The 14,254-nt window shown below is 34.9% G+C and carries 17 protein-coding genes; 1 reads left to right on the top strand and 16 read right to left on the bottom strand.

Features of this window, described 5'->3' with window-relative positions:
- Positions 1 to 56: 56 nt before the first annotated feature.
- The 16 genes from ACQ33O_RS03770 to ACQ33O_RS03695 all read right to left on the bottom strand — a co-directional run bounded on the left by ACQ33O_RS03770 (position 57) and on the right by ACQ33O_RS03695 (position 13,083).
- Positions 57 to 242, bottom strand: a complete 186-nt coding sequence (locus ACQ33O_RS03770) for a CsbD family protein (RefSeq protein ID WP_430994226.1) — start codon at positions 240 to 242, stop codon at positions 57 to 59.
- A 17-nt stretch (positions 243 to 259) separates the two neighbouring features.
- Positions 260 to 1,330 (bottom strand): OmpA family protein, encoded by a 1,071-nt coding sequence (locus ACQ33O_RS03765; RefSeq protein WP_430994225.1) that lies wholly within the window; start codon positions 1,328 to 1,330, stop codon positions 260 to 262.
- A 39-nt stretch (positions 1,331 to 1,369) separates the two neighbouring features.
- The gene (locus ACQ33O_RS03760) at positions 1,370 to 1,555 is read right to left on the bottom strand and encodes a Thivi_2564 family membrane protein (RefSeq protein WP_430994224.1); all 186 of its coding nucleotides are present in this window, start codon (positions 1,553 to 1,555) and stop codon (positions 1,370 to 1,372) included.
- 119 nt (positions 1,556 to 1,674) lie between these two features.
- A complete protein-coding gene (locus ACQ33O_RS03755) occupies positions 1,675 to 2,607 on the bottom strand; it encodes a YihY/virulence factor BrkB family protein (protein WP_430994223.1) in 933 nt (310 codons plus the stop codon).
- Positions 2,608 to 2,613: 6 nt separating this feature from the next.
- Positions 2,614 to 3,012: a hypothetical protein gene (locus ACQ33O_RS03750; protein ID WP_430994222.1), complete on the bottom strand. Its 399-nt coding sequence runs from the start codon at positions 3,010 to 3,012 to the stop codon at positions 2,614 to 2,616.
- A complete protein-coding gene (locus ACQ33O_RS03745) occupies positions 3,009 to 3,869 on the bottom strand; it encodes an MlaD family protein (RefSeq protein ID WP_430994221.1) in 861 nt (286 codons plus the stop codon). Before ACQ33O_RS03745 ends, ACQ33O_RS03750 begins: the two co-directional genes overlap by 4 nt.
- Positions 3,870 to 3,888: 19 nt before the next feature.
- Positions 3,889 to 4,668: an ABC transporter ATP-binding protein gene (locus ACQ33O_RS03740; RefSeq protein WP_430994220.1), complete on the bottom strand. Its 780-nt coding sequence runs from the start codon at positions 4,666 to 4,668 to the stop codon at positions 3,889 to 3,891.
- 4 nt (positions 4,669 to 4,672) lie between these two features.
- Complete coding sequence (locus ACQ33O_RS03735) at positions 4,673 to 5,431, bottom strand: MlaE family ABC transporter permease (RefSeq protein WP_430994219.1); 759 nt, start codon at positions 5,429 to 5,431, stop codon at positions 4,673 to 4,675.
- 55 nt (positions 5,432 to 5,486) lie between these two features.
- On the bottom strand, positions 5,487 to 6,068 hold the full coding sequence (locus ACQ33O_RS03730; protein WP_430994218.1) for a porin family protein: 582 nt from the start codon (positions 6,066 to 6,068) through the stop codon (positions 5,487 to 5,489).
- 87 nt (positions 6,069 to 6,155) lie between these two features.
- Positions 6,156 to 7,304, bottom strand: a complete 1,149-nt coding sequence (locus tag ACQ33O_RS03725) for an AI-2E family transporter (protein WP_430994217.1) — start codon at positions 7,302 to 7,304, stop codon at positions 6,156 to 6,158.
- 46 nt (positions 7,305 to 7,350) lie between these two features.
- Positions 7,351 to 7,719 carry a hypothetical protein gene (locus ACQ33O_RS03720; protein WP_430994216.1) on the bottom strand — a complete coding sequence of 123 codons (369 nt, stop codon included), beginning with the start codon at positions 7,717 to 7,719 and terminating at the stop codon, positions 7,351 to 7,353.
- A gap of 199 nt (positions 7,720 to 7,918) precedes the next feature.
- Entirely contained in the window at positions 7,919 to 8,680 is a 762-nt protein-coding gene (locus ACQ33O_RS03715) for a DUF4382 domain-containing protein (RefSeq protein WP_430994215.1), read from the bottom strand.
- Between the two features lie 123 nt (positions 8,681 to 8,803).
- Positions 8,804 to 9,238, bottom strand: coding sequence for a response regulator (locus ACQ33O_RS03710; protein ID WP_430994214.1), 435 nt, complete (start codon positions 9,236 to 9,238; stop codon positions 8,804 to 8,806).
- Positions 9,222 to 11,873 carry an ATP-binding protein gene (locus ACQ33O_RS03705; RefSeq protein ID WP_430994213.1) on the bottom strand — a complete coding sequence of 884 codons (2,652 nt, stop codon included), beginning with the start codon at positions 11,871 to 11,873 and terminating at the stop codon, positions 9,222 to 9,224. The genes ACQ33O_RS03710 and ACQ33O_RS03705 overlap by 17 nt, the downstream gene beginning before the upstream one ends.
- 15 nt (positions 11,874 to 11,888) lie before the next feature.
- A complete protein-coding gene (locus tag ACQ33O_RS03700; protein ID WP_430994212.1) occupies positions 11,889 to 12,476 on the bottom strand; it encodes a helix-turn-helix domain-containing protein in 588 nt (195 codons plus the stop codon).
- Positions 12,477 to 12,564: 88 nt separating this feature from the next.
- Positions 12,565 to 13,083, bottom strand: a complete 519-nt coding sequence (locus ACQ33O_RS03695; RefSeq protein ID WP_430994211.1) for a helix-turn-helix domain-containing protein — start codon at positions 13,081 to 13,083, stop codon at positions 12,565 to 12,567.
- A 264-nt stretch (positions 13,084 to 13,347) separates the two neighbouring features.
- Between ACQ33O_RS03695 and ACQ33O_RS03690 the strand changes: the two genes are divergently transcribed.
- Complete coding sequence (locus tag ACQ33O_RS03690; protein ID WP_430994210.1) at positions 13,348 to 14,154, top strand: M48 family metallopeptidase; 807 nt, start codon at positions 13,348 to 13,350, stop codon at positions 14,152 to 14,154.
- Positions 14,155 to 14,254: the final 100 nt, after the last annotated feature.

Here is a 14,254-nt window from a genome sequence, read left to right as displayed (position 1 = left end):
AGAACAACAGCCTTTCGAAAATAAAAACCAACTCAAACACATATACTATATCTATATCAAGTATTTTTAAGTAACGTAGATAACTCTTGTTGTGTATTTACTAGTTTAATTTGAAGCTTCCCGAGCATTTCATCCTTCTTACCCTCTTCATAAAGCAGGTAATTGTCTGTAAGCTCAGCAAATTTTTGTTTGAGTTTGCCTTTTTGTTCATTCCAGGTGCCCTTCAATTCTGTAGTATTCATTTTAATTTATTTAGCTATTATCTTAGATATAATTCCAATTCTACTCTTCTGTTTTGTGCTCTTGCTGCTGCTGTGACATTTGAACTTACAGGCCTTGTGCCGGCATAAAGCGAAGTAACAATTCTGTTTTCGGGAACACCTTTACTCAACAAATAAGATTTTACAGCATCTACACGATTTTGAGAAAGAGCGGTTAGCTTTTTTTCTAATGCATCTGTGTGACCGCTCAGTCTCAGATTATAATCCGGATATTCTTTTAAAATATTTGAAACCTCGTCCAGCATTGCATAAGAAGATGTATTGATCAATGCATTTTTACTTGAGAAATTTATTTTACGTGTAGCAAAAGGCATACGTTTTGGTGTTTCTTTTTTAGCCATCGGGCAACCATTGTTAGAAGCATCTCCTGCTATTGATGGACATTTATCTGCCACATCTAAAACACCATCGCCATCTGTATCAACCGTACATCCTGTAGCATCAACCTTAATTCCCATTCTGGTACCGGGACATTTATCTTCTGAATCAACAACGCCATCACCATCTGAATCCGAAGGACAACCTTTAAAATCAACTTTCACCCCGGCTTTAGTAGCAGGGCAATTATCTTTTGAATCTTCTATCCCATCTCCATCAGTATCCGGGCAGCCTTTAAACAGATCGGACCCCATTGCATTCGGACATTTATCTTTTGAATCCTCAACGCCATCTGCATCACTATCCGGACAACCTTTAAATCTTCCAATACCCGGAACATCAGGACATACATCATCATAATCATTTACGCCATCGTTATCTTTATCCTGACAACCATTCATAATAGCTAAGCCTGGCAATGCAGGGCAATTATCTAAATAATCTGGAACTCCATCTGCATCTGTATCGATTGGGCAACCTTTGCCATCTACCACAACACCCGGGGGAGTTGTAGGACATTTATCTCTTTTATTTTTAACCCCGTCACCATCACCATCTTTTTTCATAACGTATTTAGAAGGAGTGGCTACTTTTTCCTGTGCGTATACCGGTAAAAATGAGTTTGCAAAAAGTACAATTGCAAACAGAGACATTAGTTTTTTTATATTCATAAAATTTATTTTAATTTTTTAATAAGTAGTTATTGATTATTATGTGTGCAGATTATTTAAAGAAGATAAAACTCCAAAAACCTTTAATAGCCAAATAACCACTACGATCACAACAACTACATTAAGTATGTTTTTGATCTTTCGATCCATTGGAATGTAGGTATTAACTAACCAAAGAATAATACCAACAACGATGAGTACAATAAGAATAGTAAGTATAGGCATTGCAATAATTTAAGATGAAAGACAAAGATGCCTGATTTGCCTACTTATTATGTTACACAATGACCTGAATAATTTACATTATTCACACATTCGACATAGAGAGTTTAAGGCAAATAATTCTATTCAACATCTTTTTTAGGCGTTATATTTTCTACAGGTAGTTCTTCGGTCTTTGTCCATACGGAATAATTGTTAGGGGATATCCTGCGATCGTACCTTAATGCGTAAACCTTTGTGAATTCAGCACCCATAAACAAAATGGCGGAGCTGTAGTATGTCCATAGAAGTATTATAATTACCGATCCGGCGGCGCCGTAAATTGTTGTTAGTTTACTCGCTGACAAATAATACCCTATCAAAAATTTTCCGAGCATAAAAAGTAATGATGTTACCAGTGCTCCTATAAATACATCTTTCCACTTGATTTTTGCGTCGGGGAGTATTTTAAAAATTGCGGCAAATAGTACCGTGGTTACCAAGAAAGAAAAAATATTTTCGAAAAAAGGGATCAAATCATAAAACTTACCTGAAAAAAAATTATTCAAGTGGCTGCCCAATCCAAATATAATGGCATTTAAAATTAGCGATACAGTTAAAACAAAGCCCAGACTCAGAACTAACGAGAAAGACAAAAGCCTGTTGGTGAATATTTTTTTTAACCCGCTTGTGGGTTTTAGCTGAAGTCCCCAAATTTTATTGAGCGAATCCTGCATTTCGCCAAATATACCCGTAGCGCCTACTATCAAAGTAATGATACCGATTGTTGTAGCAACCCATGTGTCTTTCGAAAGATGAATATTTTTTATGGTGGTTTGAATTTGCAAAGCGGCTTCACTACCTACCAAATTTTTGATTTCGTCAAATATTTGCCCTTGCATGGCTTGTTGGCTGAATAAAAATCCACTAAATGTAAAGATGATGATCATCATCGGAGCTAAAGAAAAAATGGTATAGTAAGAAAGTGATGCACTGTATTTTAATGCATTGTCTTCAATAAATTCAGCAATAACCTGTTTAGCGAATTTATATATCTCTATAAGATTTTTCTTCATAAATATTTATGCAGAACATAAAGCAACCGTTAAAAGAAAAACAGATTCTTTTACAGCTGTTAATGTATGTGTCATTTCTTCGTGAAGTGTTAATAAGCTGCCTTCTTTCAGGATCACAGACTGGGCCTCCGTTTCAAAAATTACTTCGCCTTCAATTAACTGTATGCTTATTACATTTCCGGATTGATGAAAATTAATTTCCATTTGGCTATGCAAAGCGATGAGTACGATTCTCATGTACTCGCTTTTCATCAACGTAACAGAATCCCGTTCTCCCATTTTCCAGATATCTTCCTGTTTGAGCTTTGCAATAATTGCCTGCAGATCAAAAGTTAGCAGTGCAGCATCAAGTATCCTGTCGGCTGAATGAAGAAGGGATTTATTTACTGTGGATTCGTTTTTCATTTTATACGTTTTTGTTTTATGGTGTCTATTTGATTCGAATCAACATCAACCTTTTTCGAGCTTTGTTTCTTTTTTTCGTCCGCTATTTTTTTTGCATCTGCCTTAGCTTTCTTTTTAAAGTAACCTCTTAGTAAAATATTATGCTTGGCGGCTTCCATGTTTTCATTCAACCCTTTTGTAGCACCTTGTATATTGATCATAGTAGAATCGAGTGACTTGCCAAAACTGCCATCATTCATTTTTGTAGTGAATTGAGCAAATTGATTAGAACTAGCCTGAAGATTTGTAATTGTACTTTTGATACTTTCAGAAAATTCCTGATCACTTATCAGTTTTGATAACGCTCCATTTCCATTGTTCATTTTATAACTGAATTGTGCTAACTGACCTGTTATAATACCTACATTATCTACACTTGTTTTTACGCTAGACATAACATCCTCCATTTCTATAGCAGTTTTTGAAACGATATAGTCGTTGTCTTTTACGGGATCAAGCAATGATTTTCCGGGAGAGATGGTTAATACCTTGTCTCCCATTAATCCATCAGAGCCGATACTGGCAAGTGCATCTTTTTTTATGAATTGTTGTATCTCTTTTTTTATCAGCAGATTTACTACTACACTTGTATCTGTTATCAATTCTATGTTATCTACTGTTCCTACATTGATACCGGAAAATCTTACATTGTTACCAACTTTTAATCCGCTGACTGTTTTGAACTTTACATTTAAATGAATAGTAGATCCGAAAAGATTCTTTTGCTTTCCAACAAAATAGATCGTAGCTACAAATAGTGCTAGACCTATTATTACAAACATTCCTAATTTCCATGTAAACCCCGATTCCTTTAGCATATAATAATTTTTTGAATGATCAAATAAAAAATGAACGAACCCAATCGTCGTTACTTTTTTCCAATTCAGCATAAGTGCCCTCTGCATGTATCACACCATCTTTTAAAATGGCCAACCTATCGCCTGTTAGTTTAGCACAAGCCATATCATGTGTAATGATGACAGAAGATGTTTTATATTTTTTTTGAATGGACAAAATAAGTTCGCTGATCTCTCTTGAAGTGATGGTATCCAAACCGGTTGTAGGTTCGTCGTACAAAATAATTTCAGGGTTTAAAATAAGCGTACGAGCCAGCCCGATTCTTTTACGCATACCTCCCGACAATTCACTTGGCATTTTATCAATTGCTTCTGCCAATCCTACACTTTCCAATACCTGAATAATTGCCTCCTCTACATCTTTGTCGGATATTTTTCTGTTGTGTCTTTTTAATGGAAATTCAAGATTTTCCCTTACTGTCATTGAATCATACAAAGCCGAATTTTGAAAAAGAAAACCTATTCTCACACGAATATTATTCAGCTGGTTGTCATTTAAATTTGAAATATCTGTTCCAAATACTTTTATTTCTCCTTTATCTGCAACAACCAAACCCACTAAACATTTTATAGTAATGGATTTGCCCGAACCGGACTTTCCAAGTACTACAAGATTCTCGCCTTTTTTTACTGTAAGATCCAGTCCTCTCAAAATCTTGTTATGTTCCCCAAAAGATTTATACAATCCTTTGATATTTATAACCGGATCTGATGCACCATCTTCGGTCAAGTTTTTTGTATATATTTTTTCAGGTATCATAATTTTAAAAAAACAGATCTGTAATTTGTACTGCAAGCATATCAACTATAAATATGGTGAGAGACGCCGCTACCACAGCTGAATTGGCCGCCTTCCCTACACTTTCTGTTCCGTTAGCTGCAGTATAGCCTTTGTAGCAACCGATCATGCCAATAAAAAAACCAAAGAAAAAGGTTTTGACTGTTGCTGGTATGATATCTAAAAATTCCAACGAAGCAAATACTTGCGAAAAATATCTGTACATACTAACATCGCTGTGAATATTCATTCCTACATATCCTCCAATAATACCAACGCCATCAGCAAATACTACCAGTACAGGAATCATTAAAGTTGCCGCCAGTATTCTGGTAGCTACAAGATATTTATATGGGTTAATTCCGGATACTTCCATAGCATCTATCTGCTCTGTTACTTTCATCGATCCTAATTCGGCTCCGATACCTGATGCGATTTTCCCTGCACAGATCAATGCTGTAATGACCGGCGCAATTTCTCGAATCAATGAAAGTGCTACCATGCCCGGCAACCAGGATTCTGCTCCAAACTCTACCAATGTAGGACGTGATTGTAACGTAAGTACCAGCCCCATGATGAAACCTGTAATAGTAACGAGGGGTACAGACTTATAGCCAATGTTATAACACTGTCTGAATAATTCCTTTATTTCAAAAGGACGTTTGAAAACTTCCTTAAAGAACCTTCCGGTAAATTGAGTAACGTTTCCTGCATCAGTAAAAATATTTTTTAAATGAGCAATCAAAATGTTGTGCTTTTAATAAAGCAGAAGAGCTAAATACTCTTCTGCTTAGATCTGATTATTTATGATTGAAAAGATAAAAAACACCTACCTGTAATCCTCTGTTCATTGATTTCACAGTACTGTTGTCGTTAATATTGTTTAATCCAAGATTATACCTTGCATCTACACCAAACCCGGTTGACGGATGCACATAACCAACACCTAATCCAAGTGCGAAATCAATACCATTTAAATCATCTTTTATATCTGATTTAATTCCGTCTCTTTTTGTATTTGCACTTACAAGATATCCAACCTGAGGACCGGCCTCTAATCTGAATCCATTATCGAACATATATTGTACTAGCAATGGAACGTTTACATATCCTAAATTTATTTTAGTATCCATACCGCCTGTGGTGTATTTTGCACCCTGCATTGAATAAACCAATTCCGGTTGAAATGCAAGCATTTTGTTTAAATGAATATGTCCCATTAACCCAATATGTGCTCCGGCTTTCATATCATACTTCAAGCCATTGCTATTGTTGATATTGTAGAGGTTCAATCCTCCCTTAATACCAATGTTCACGTGTTGTGCATTAGCTTGACCAGTCATTAAAATTGCAGCAATAGCTACGTTTAAATAAAATTTCATAATTGTTTGTTTTTGTGAATTGTTTTTGTGAATTGTTTTTGTGAATTGTTAAATAGCTACAAATCGCTGAAGTGTATTTCTATTACACTAGTGATCTTTATGTTTTTTTAAATTGTTTTTATCAGATGATTTTAAGGCGTTTATTAAATATTTTTTTTTGAAAGGAAATTTTATTCCCAAATATGCAGGCATGGTATCTCCCAATAAATAGCCCCACGGTTTGAGCGATTCAATATGATCAAAAATAACTTTGACAATAGCAATGAGCGGAATAGATAAGAACATACCCGGAATCCCCCACAAAGCACCACCCGCTATTACTACAATGATTGATACCAGTGCATTAATTTTTACTTTTGATGCCACTATTTTTGGCATGATATAATTATTGTCGATAAACTGAATTAGGATATATGCCCCTAATACCAATAAACAATAAGATGGTGATTTGGTAACAATTGCAATGATCATTGGTAATGCAACCGCTACAATACCGCCAATGTAAGGAATGAGATTAAGTATGGCACCGATAACTCCAAGCAGTATCGCATACTGTACACCGAGTATCAACAAACTAACTGAATTTAATACTGCCACTATCACCGCTTCAAAAAGTAAGCCTACCAAATAACTCCGGATAATGATCTTCGTATCGGTAAGTACTTTGCTTACATCAACCTGATTGCTGGAACTAAAAAGCCTGTGAATGAATTCAAGCAACAATGGTTGATAAAACAATATCATGAAAACATATACCGGAATCAGGAACAGCACTATCAATACACCTCCGGTATTCAAAATCGTTTGGCCGATTAAATAACCGCTTCCATTCATCAACTCGGCATTTTTTTCATTAACCCAAAAATTAATTTTTGCGGTGCTTATATTGAAATGTGAAGACACCCATGCGATGGATTGATCAAGTATATAGTGTGATTTTATTACCAGTGCAGGGAAAGAATCACTAAACTGAATTAGTTGTGCCGAAAGCAAGGTAATAAAGGCTATCAAAATTGAAATAACCAATGCCAGCGTAAATGCAATAGCAAGAGCACGATTGATCTTTCGCCTTACTAAAAAATCTACTGCCGGGCTTAGTACTATTGCAATAATGGTAGAATAGATCACAGGCACAATAATATCCTGTACATAAAACAACACCGCTATAAAGGCAAATAGGCCAATAAAAACAAGTGATGCTTTTGCATAAAAAGGGAATTTAATATCGGCTATCATTTAATTGTATAAAACATTAATACCTTTTACTTCTAAAGAGTATCATTCAATTTTTTTCAAAGAACTCTTTAACCAATGCTCGCTGCTGATTATTGGTCATTTTATCTGTTTGCTTGGTAGCAATTCTTACTTTATCAAAATGATGATCCTCTTTTAGCATATTCAACAACTCTGTTTTTGCATCGGTTGGGCCGAACAATAAAACCTCATCATAGTCTTTTATTATATCACTTATATTTTTATAATATTCATGCTGCTGGTCTTGTTCTTTATTATGCATTACATGTTCACTCTTGGCAAGTCCTCCTTCTTTTATTTGGAGATCAAATTTGGATTCAATGAGATCTGTAGAAAATTCAATCAGATGAGCAACTGAATGATCCATCCAAATGCCTATTTTTTTTGTTTTTATCATTTATTGAAGTTTATTTTTGTTGCTTTTGGCCACATTAAAGGTGAGTTTTCATTGTTGAATAATTGTTACACATTTGTTCTTAAGAGTTACATCATTCACACATTATGATAATTCATTTTTTAAACCGCTATAATGTTTGGAGAGAAATGAAATAAAAAAGCCCCTCTATATAAAGAGGGGCTCAATTTTTTTCTGCTAATTAAAAGAGCATTGTTCCAGTATTTGCCGTAGCGCCTGTTGTTACAGCAATGTTTCCTTGTGTAACAGGTAATAAAGGCAAAGCCGGCGTAACGGTAATAGAGTAAGTATCTGCAGGAAGACCGGCAATGATAAATTCTCCATCAACATTAACATTCGATGAATAGGTCATACTTGTTGTTGCAGATGTTGCTGTAACCATTGCTAATGTTCCAACCGGAGATATTTTTCCTTTGATTGAACCACTCGTTGCTGCTACAATTGTTCTGATAACGGGTTTTAGTTTGTAAACGCCGGCTCCGGTTTCAACAATTGATTTGTTAGCATCAAAATCAAGTAATACGGTATAAGCTACACCCGCCTGTATTGTATGATTAACTTGTAGTTTTAATCCTGACTGATCAGCACTTGGTGTACTCAAAGGATAGGTTACATTGTTTAACACAACTGAATTATTAGTACCTAAGATCAATCTGATCTGCTGAACAGTTGCAACATTTAGTGTACCAGTTGCTATTAGTGTATCAATTCCGTTCGAAAAATCAAGTAAGTTATAAATACCTGCTTTTGTATTCATGGTTACTACATTTCCGTTAGACCCTGTTAATTCTATTGCCCGTATATCAACATACACTGCACTATACGGACCGGGAGCATCCGTCATTTTAACGTTATAAGAATAAGTGCCGTCGTTGCTTTTTGAGCATGAGCTTATAAGTAAGCCAAGTACGAACACACTCATAATTACTTTAAATTTTTTCATTTTTGTATTTTATATCGTAACTGAATTATTACGATACAAAGTTGATCGACTTCAATAAGATAATTGTTACATCAATGATCAAAAGAGTTACATGATTTACGCTATACTCATAAAATCGGATGATTACATTTTGCTCATATACCAATTCAATTCTTTTTCCATTTTTTTGTAACCGAAAATAGTAGTGATGATCTTTTGCAGACGAAGAAAAGCTGTTTCACTTTTAACTACATAATCAAAAGCTCGGTGATGCATGCAATTAATTGCCACATCTATTTTATCCTGTGAAGACAGCATTATAACAGGAATATCCGAATCGTATGCTTTTATTTTATCTAAAGTTTGAATGCCATTGATAGCATTAGGATTAATGCCATCAAGCTGATAATCCAGAACAATAACATCGGGGTTATGAGAAAGGTTTTGTATACAAAGTTCTCCTGTTGCATAAGTTTCGATTTCAAAATCGGCACTGCTTTTAAATTCAATGCTTAAGCCTTTCAAAAAAAGCGCATCGTCATCTACTAGAAAAAGTTTGATCTTATTTTCCGTTTTCATTGATTAGATTTTTTATTCTGTTAAACTCTTCTGTTAATTCTATACATGCTTGAACACAGACATTTTCGATTTGTAATACCATTGTAAGTATTTCGTCTGTTTGCAGTTGACTTGATGCGTATTCTTGAATTTTTTTTGCCATATTTTCAAAATCTTCGTTGATTCCCATTATTGAAAAAGACGGGATCATCTTATGCACAGCCGAATGCAACATTGACCAGTCCTTTGTTTCAACGCTTTGCTTGATAGTTGTAATTAAAGGCGGGGTTTGCTCCAGATAAAGTGCTATCATCTCCATCATCAATGCAGGATCAGATTTTGTTCGATGCATCAAATAGGCCAGGTCGATACATTTTTGCTTTTCTATTAGCTCATCCGCTTTTTCCGGTTGCTTATTTTGAGTAGGTGTTTTTTTAACCAACCCAATGATCTTGCTGTACAATAATCTCTCGTCAACAGGCTTGGCAATATAATCGTTCATACCAACCTCCTTACACTTCGCCAGGTCAACTGTTGTAACATCTGCTGTTAACGCAATGATTGGAATTTTTGATTTAAGAGTTTCCCGTATATATTCTGTGGCTTCAAAGCCATTCATTTCGGGCATTTGCAGATCCATTAAAATAATATCGTACGATTTTTCTTTAAGTTTTTCAATAGCGATCTTGCCATTAGATGCTATATCTCTTTCAAATCCGAAATCGTCCAGCAGCGTTTTCATCAATAGTTGATTCAATGCAATATCCTCTACAACCAATACTTTGATATTCTTTATTTCACTGTCTAATTCCACTATCTCTATCTCTAATTCAGGTTTTTCGTCCGTTTTTAAAAAATCTAGTGTAAAACTGAATGTAGAACCTTCATCGATCTTGCTCTTTACATAAATGGTTCCCCCTTGCGGCTCTACCAATTGTTTTACTATAGCTAAGCCAAGACCGGTGCCTCCATATAACCTGGAAGTTCCACTGGATGCCTGCTGAAAATTTTCAAATATCTTTTCAATCTTATTTTCTGTTATACCAATACCCGTATCAGAAACAGAAAATTCAATGGTAGCTTTTGCATCATCTTCATTCAATAATTTTACGCTAACTGTTATCTTTCCTTTATTAGTAAACTTCACAGCATTGCTTATGAGGTTTAAAATGATCTGATGTAAACGAACCGGATCTCCAACTAACACTTCGGGAATATTTTTGTCATACACTTTTATCAGCTCCAAATTCTTTTCCTGAATTTTTGTTTCAAACAAATGCAACATTGCAGCAATAGAGAGAGACATTTTGAAAGGCGTTTGTTCAAACACCATTTTGCCGGCATCTACTTTAGCCAGATCGAGAATATCATTGATTAACACAATTAATGCATCACCACTCATTTTGATGGCCATCAAATATTCCTTTTGTTTTGCAGAAAGCTCTGTTTTCAATACAACTTTTGTAAACCCAATAATGGCATTCATCGGTGTTCTTATCTCATGGCTCATATTCGATAAAAACTGCTGTTTAGCTTTCACTGCATCTTCAGCTTTATGTGTAGCCGTTTCGGCTTTAATTTTTGCTTCTTCGGCAATCAAAGTTGCCAACTCTGCAAAAACTCTTGCTTCTATTAATTCCTTTTCTATTTTTTTTATTTCCGTAATATCTCTGGCTACAAATACAGCCCCTATTACCTTTCCTTGCACATCTTTATAAACCGATCCGCTCAATATTACATCTGTCAACACCCCATCTATAATTGTTAATGGGTAATTCATTATATAATTATCTCTGAATACTTTTTTGTAAACCGATTTTGCTTTTTCTTTTTCTATAAAATAATCTTTAAAAGCTGTTCCAATCAATTCTTCACGTGATTTATCGGTGGCTTTAACCATTGCTTCATTTACGTCGGTTAATATCCCGGCCGTATTGATGGTAACAAGTGGGTCTAAACTTGCTTCTATTAAACTTCTTGCGTAGTGAGAGATTTGTTTTTGTTGTGTTACATCACGTGCTGCGGCAAATACTCCTAAAACTTTTCCATTATCATCTTTGTACACAGAAGCATTGTACAACACATCGGTTAATTTTCCTTTTTTATCTTTTATTGTTAACGGGTAGTCCGAAACAAATCCTTTATCAAATGCTTGCCTATATCCTTCCCTTGCTTTTTTAGATTCTGTAAAATAAATACTGAAATCGGTACCGATCAATTTTTCTCTTTTAACCCCCGTAATTTTCACTGATGCTTCGTTCACATCGGTGATCATTCCTTTAGAATTTATTGTAACCAACGGATCCAAACTTGCTTCTATTAAACTCCTGGAATATTGTGAGTATTGTTTTGCCGAAAAACTAGTAGCCTCCAATTTTTTACTGGCAATTTCTTTTTTTTGTTTTTCTTTATTTTGATACCCTAGTTCTTTATCTGCAATGGCCAATTCGGCTGCTCTTTTTTTCTTTTCGTTTGTTTGAAAAATCAGTTCCTTATTAGCGATGCTCAATTCTGTGGCACGCTTCCCTTTTTCTTTATTTTGAAAAACTAGTTTTTTATTTATAATGTCTAATTCATTCTGCAGTCTACCTTTCTCTTTCTTTTGAAAGTTCAGCTCCTTTCGCATGCTGCTAAGCTCTTCTTGAATTGTTAGCATTTTTTTTACCATGACTTATACAATGTTTTCATTTTTCACGTTTCCGATTTCTTCAATAGGGCTGCGTCTTTTGTTTTTTAATTGCTTAAAATGTGAAGGAGACAGGCCGGTAACTTTTTTAAACTGATTCGACAAATGTGCCACGCTGCTATAATTCATTTTCCACGCTATTTCTGTAATATTCAACTCATCGTAAATGATCAATTCCTTTATTCTTTCAACTTTATTTGCGATGATAAATTGTTCAATTGTTGTTCCCTGTACTTCGGAAAACAGATTTGCCATATAAGTATAACTATGATTCAATTTTTCACTCAAATAATGAGAAAAATTTATTTTCAATTCTTCATCTGTGTGATGAACCATTTGTATGATCACATTTTTAATTCGCTCCACCAACAATCCTTTTTTATCATCCATCAACTCAAGGCCGGAAGTAAGCAGTATCGCTTTTAATTCATCCCATTGCTTCAATGAAAGGTCTTCCATGATCTCTACCTCTCCCAGATCAACAAAAACAAAATGTAGTCCGAGCGCTTTTAGTTCTTCTTTCACAACCATTTTACAACGATTGCTTACCATATATTTTATGAATAATTTCAATTGGGTGCCTCTTTTGAATAGAGACTAACAAAGATGATCTTGTTGGAACGATTAAGTGTTACATAACTTTTGAAGGAAGTTATATAATTCACACATTTTCAAGTGTTTCTCTTTTTCTGTTTTTCAGAGATTTGAAGAAAGAAGGAGTTAATCCTGTAACTTTTTTGAATTGATGAGAAAGATGAGCAACGCTGCTGTAATGAAGTTTCCACGCTATTTCGGTAAGATTGAGTTCATTGTAAATGATCAATTCCTTAACGTATTCAATTTTATGAAGAATGATGAAATGCTCAATAGTGATCGCTTCTGTCTCAGAAAAAAGATTGGACAGATAAGTGTAGTCGTATTGTAATTTTTCGCTTAAATAATCGGAGAAATTTGTTTTTGGCAGCTCATCTGAGTAATGTATCATTTCTATGATCACGTTTTTTATTTTTTCTATGAGCATCGATTTTTTATCATCCATCAATTCAAGGCCGGATTGGAGAAGTGCCGCTTTCAACTGCTCTCTTTGTTCATTCGAAATACTTTCCATTACATCTACTTCTCCTAAATTCACATTCGCATAATGAAGTCCGAGTTTTTTTAATTCTTCTTTCACCATCATTTTGCATCGATAGCTTACCATGTATTTAATAAAGAGCTTCAAAATAGATGTGGCTCAAAGTATAGGTGCTTTTGTTTTCATATGCCCAATTGCAGATATGATATCGAGACTGATACTTAGCGCTCGTATAAAGGTACAACTCTTGCTATCTATTTACTACTATTATTTCTCCTTTAATCTGTGAAACATGTAAATTTTTCAAATAATCGTATAACATCTTATTACACAAAGAAGCTCATCTTTAATATCTATAAAAAACGAAAAATGAAAAAAATATTTTCTCTCATGTTGCTGACAATTTTCTTTGTCAGTTGCACACAAAACCTGGTTACAGGTCGTAAACAACTTAGTCTGGTTTCCGAATCGGAATTACAAACGATGGCCAAGCAAGAGTACCAAAGTTTTTTAAGCGCCAATACTGTAGTAAATGCCAACAGTAATAAAGATGCCGAAATGGTTCGTCGTGTAGGTACCCGGATTGCTGCCGCTATTAAAACGTATTATGATGGCAAGGGACAAACTTCTGTATTAGAAGGTTATCAATGGGAATTTAATTTGGTGGACAATAAAGAAGCAAATGCCTGGTGTATGCCCGGTGGGAAAGTTGTTGTATATACAGGGTTATTATCTATTACACAAAACGAAGCCGCATTGGCCATTGTTTTGGGACACGAAATTGCTCACGCTATTGCCCAACATGGTAGCGAAAGAATGAGTCAGGCTTTGTTACAACAATTAGGCGGAACTGTTCTACAGGTTGCTTTAGCAAATAAACCAGCCGAAACACAAAATCTTTTTTTAACTGCATATGGTGTTGGAACAACAGTAGGAGCCATTCTTCCTTTTTCTCGTAAAGAAGAAACAGAGGCGGATAAATATGGTTTATACTTTGCGGCAATGGCTGGTTACAATCCGCAGGAAGCAGTACCATTTTGGGAAAGAATGGCGGCAGCTGGTGGAGCGAAACAAATTGGATTTTTAAGTAGCCATCCTTCGGATGCCAGCAGAATTACAGCCATTAAGGCTAATATGCCGCAAGCAATGAAATATTACAAGCCAATGAGAAAATAAATATTACTACATTCTTGAATCAAACTTAAAAGTCTTCCAAAAGGAAGGCTTTTTATTTTTTAATAGTTAAGCGGCATTCTACAATAGAATTGAATATGTA

The organism is Ferruginibacter sp. SUN002 (assembly GCF_050611725.1).
Classification (GTDB): domain Bacteria; phylum Bacteroidota; class Bacteroidia; order Chitinophagales; family Chitinophagaceae; genus Ferruginibacter.
The sequence above is the reverse complement of the archived record's forward strand: the minus strand, read 5'-3'. Positions and strand labels throughout refer to the sequence as shown.

Coding starts and splice junctions, on each gene's coding strand:
- ACQ33O_RS03770 (WP_430994226.1), bottom strand. CDS start 242: ATGAATACTACAGAATTGAAGGGCACCTGGAATGAACAAAAAGGCAAA.
- ACQ33O_RS03765 (WP_430994225.1), bottom strand. CDS start 1,330: ATGAATATAAAAAAACTAATGTCTCTGTTTGCAATTGTACTTTTTGCA.
- ACQ33O_RS03760 (WP_430994224.1), bottom strand. CDS start 1,555: ATGCCTATACTTACTATTCTTATTGTACTCATCGTTGTTGGTATTATT.
- ACQ33O_RS03755 (WP_430994223.1), bottom strand. CDS start 2,607: ATGAAGAAAAATCTTATAGAGATATATAAATTCGCTAAACAGGTTATT.
- ACQ33O_RS03750 (WP_430994222.1), bottom strand. CDS start 3,012: ATGAAAAACGAATCCACAGTAAATAAATCCCTTCTTCATTCAGCCGAC.
- ACQ33O_RS03745 (WP_430994221.1), bottom strand. CDS start 3,869: ATGCTAAAGGAATCGGGGTTTACATGGAAATTAGGAATGTTTGTAATA.
- ACQ33O_RS03740 (WP_430994220.1), bottom strand. CDS start 4,668: ATGATACCTGAAAAAATATATACAAAAAACTTGACCGAAGATGGTGCA.
- ACQ33O_RS03730 (WP_430994218.1), bottom strand. CDS start 6,068: ATGAAATTTTATTTAAACGTAGCTATTGCTGCAATTTTAATGACTGGT.
- ACQ33O_RS03725 (WP_430994217.1), bottom strand. CDS start 7,304: ATGATAGCCGATATTAAATTCCCTTTTTATGCAAAAGCATCACTTGTT.
- ACQ33O_RS03720 (WP_430994216.1), bottom strand. CDS start 7,719: ATGATAAAAACAAAAAAAATAGGCATTTGGATGGATCATTCAGTTGCT.
- ACQ33O_RS03715 (WP_430994215.1), bottom strand. CDS start 8,680: ATGAAAAAATTTAAAGTAATTATGAGTGTGTTCGTACTTGGCTTACTT.
- ACQ33O_RS03710 (WP_430994214.1), bottom strand. CDS start 9,238: ATGAAAACGGAAAATAAGATCAAACTTTTTCTAGTAGATGACGATGCG.
- ACQ33O_RS03705 (WP_430994213.1), bottom strand. CDS start 11,873: ATGCTAACAATTCAAGAAGAGCTTAGCAGCATGCGAAAGGAGCTGAAC.
- ACQ33O_RS03695 (WP_430994211.1), bottom strand. CDS start 13,083: ATGATGGTGAAAGAAGAATTAAAAAAACTCGGACTTCATTATGCGAAT.
- ACQ33O_RS03690 (WP_430994210.1), top strand. CDS start 13,348: ATGAAAAAAATATTTTCTCTCATGTTGCTGACAATTTTCTTTGTCAGT.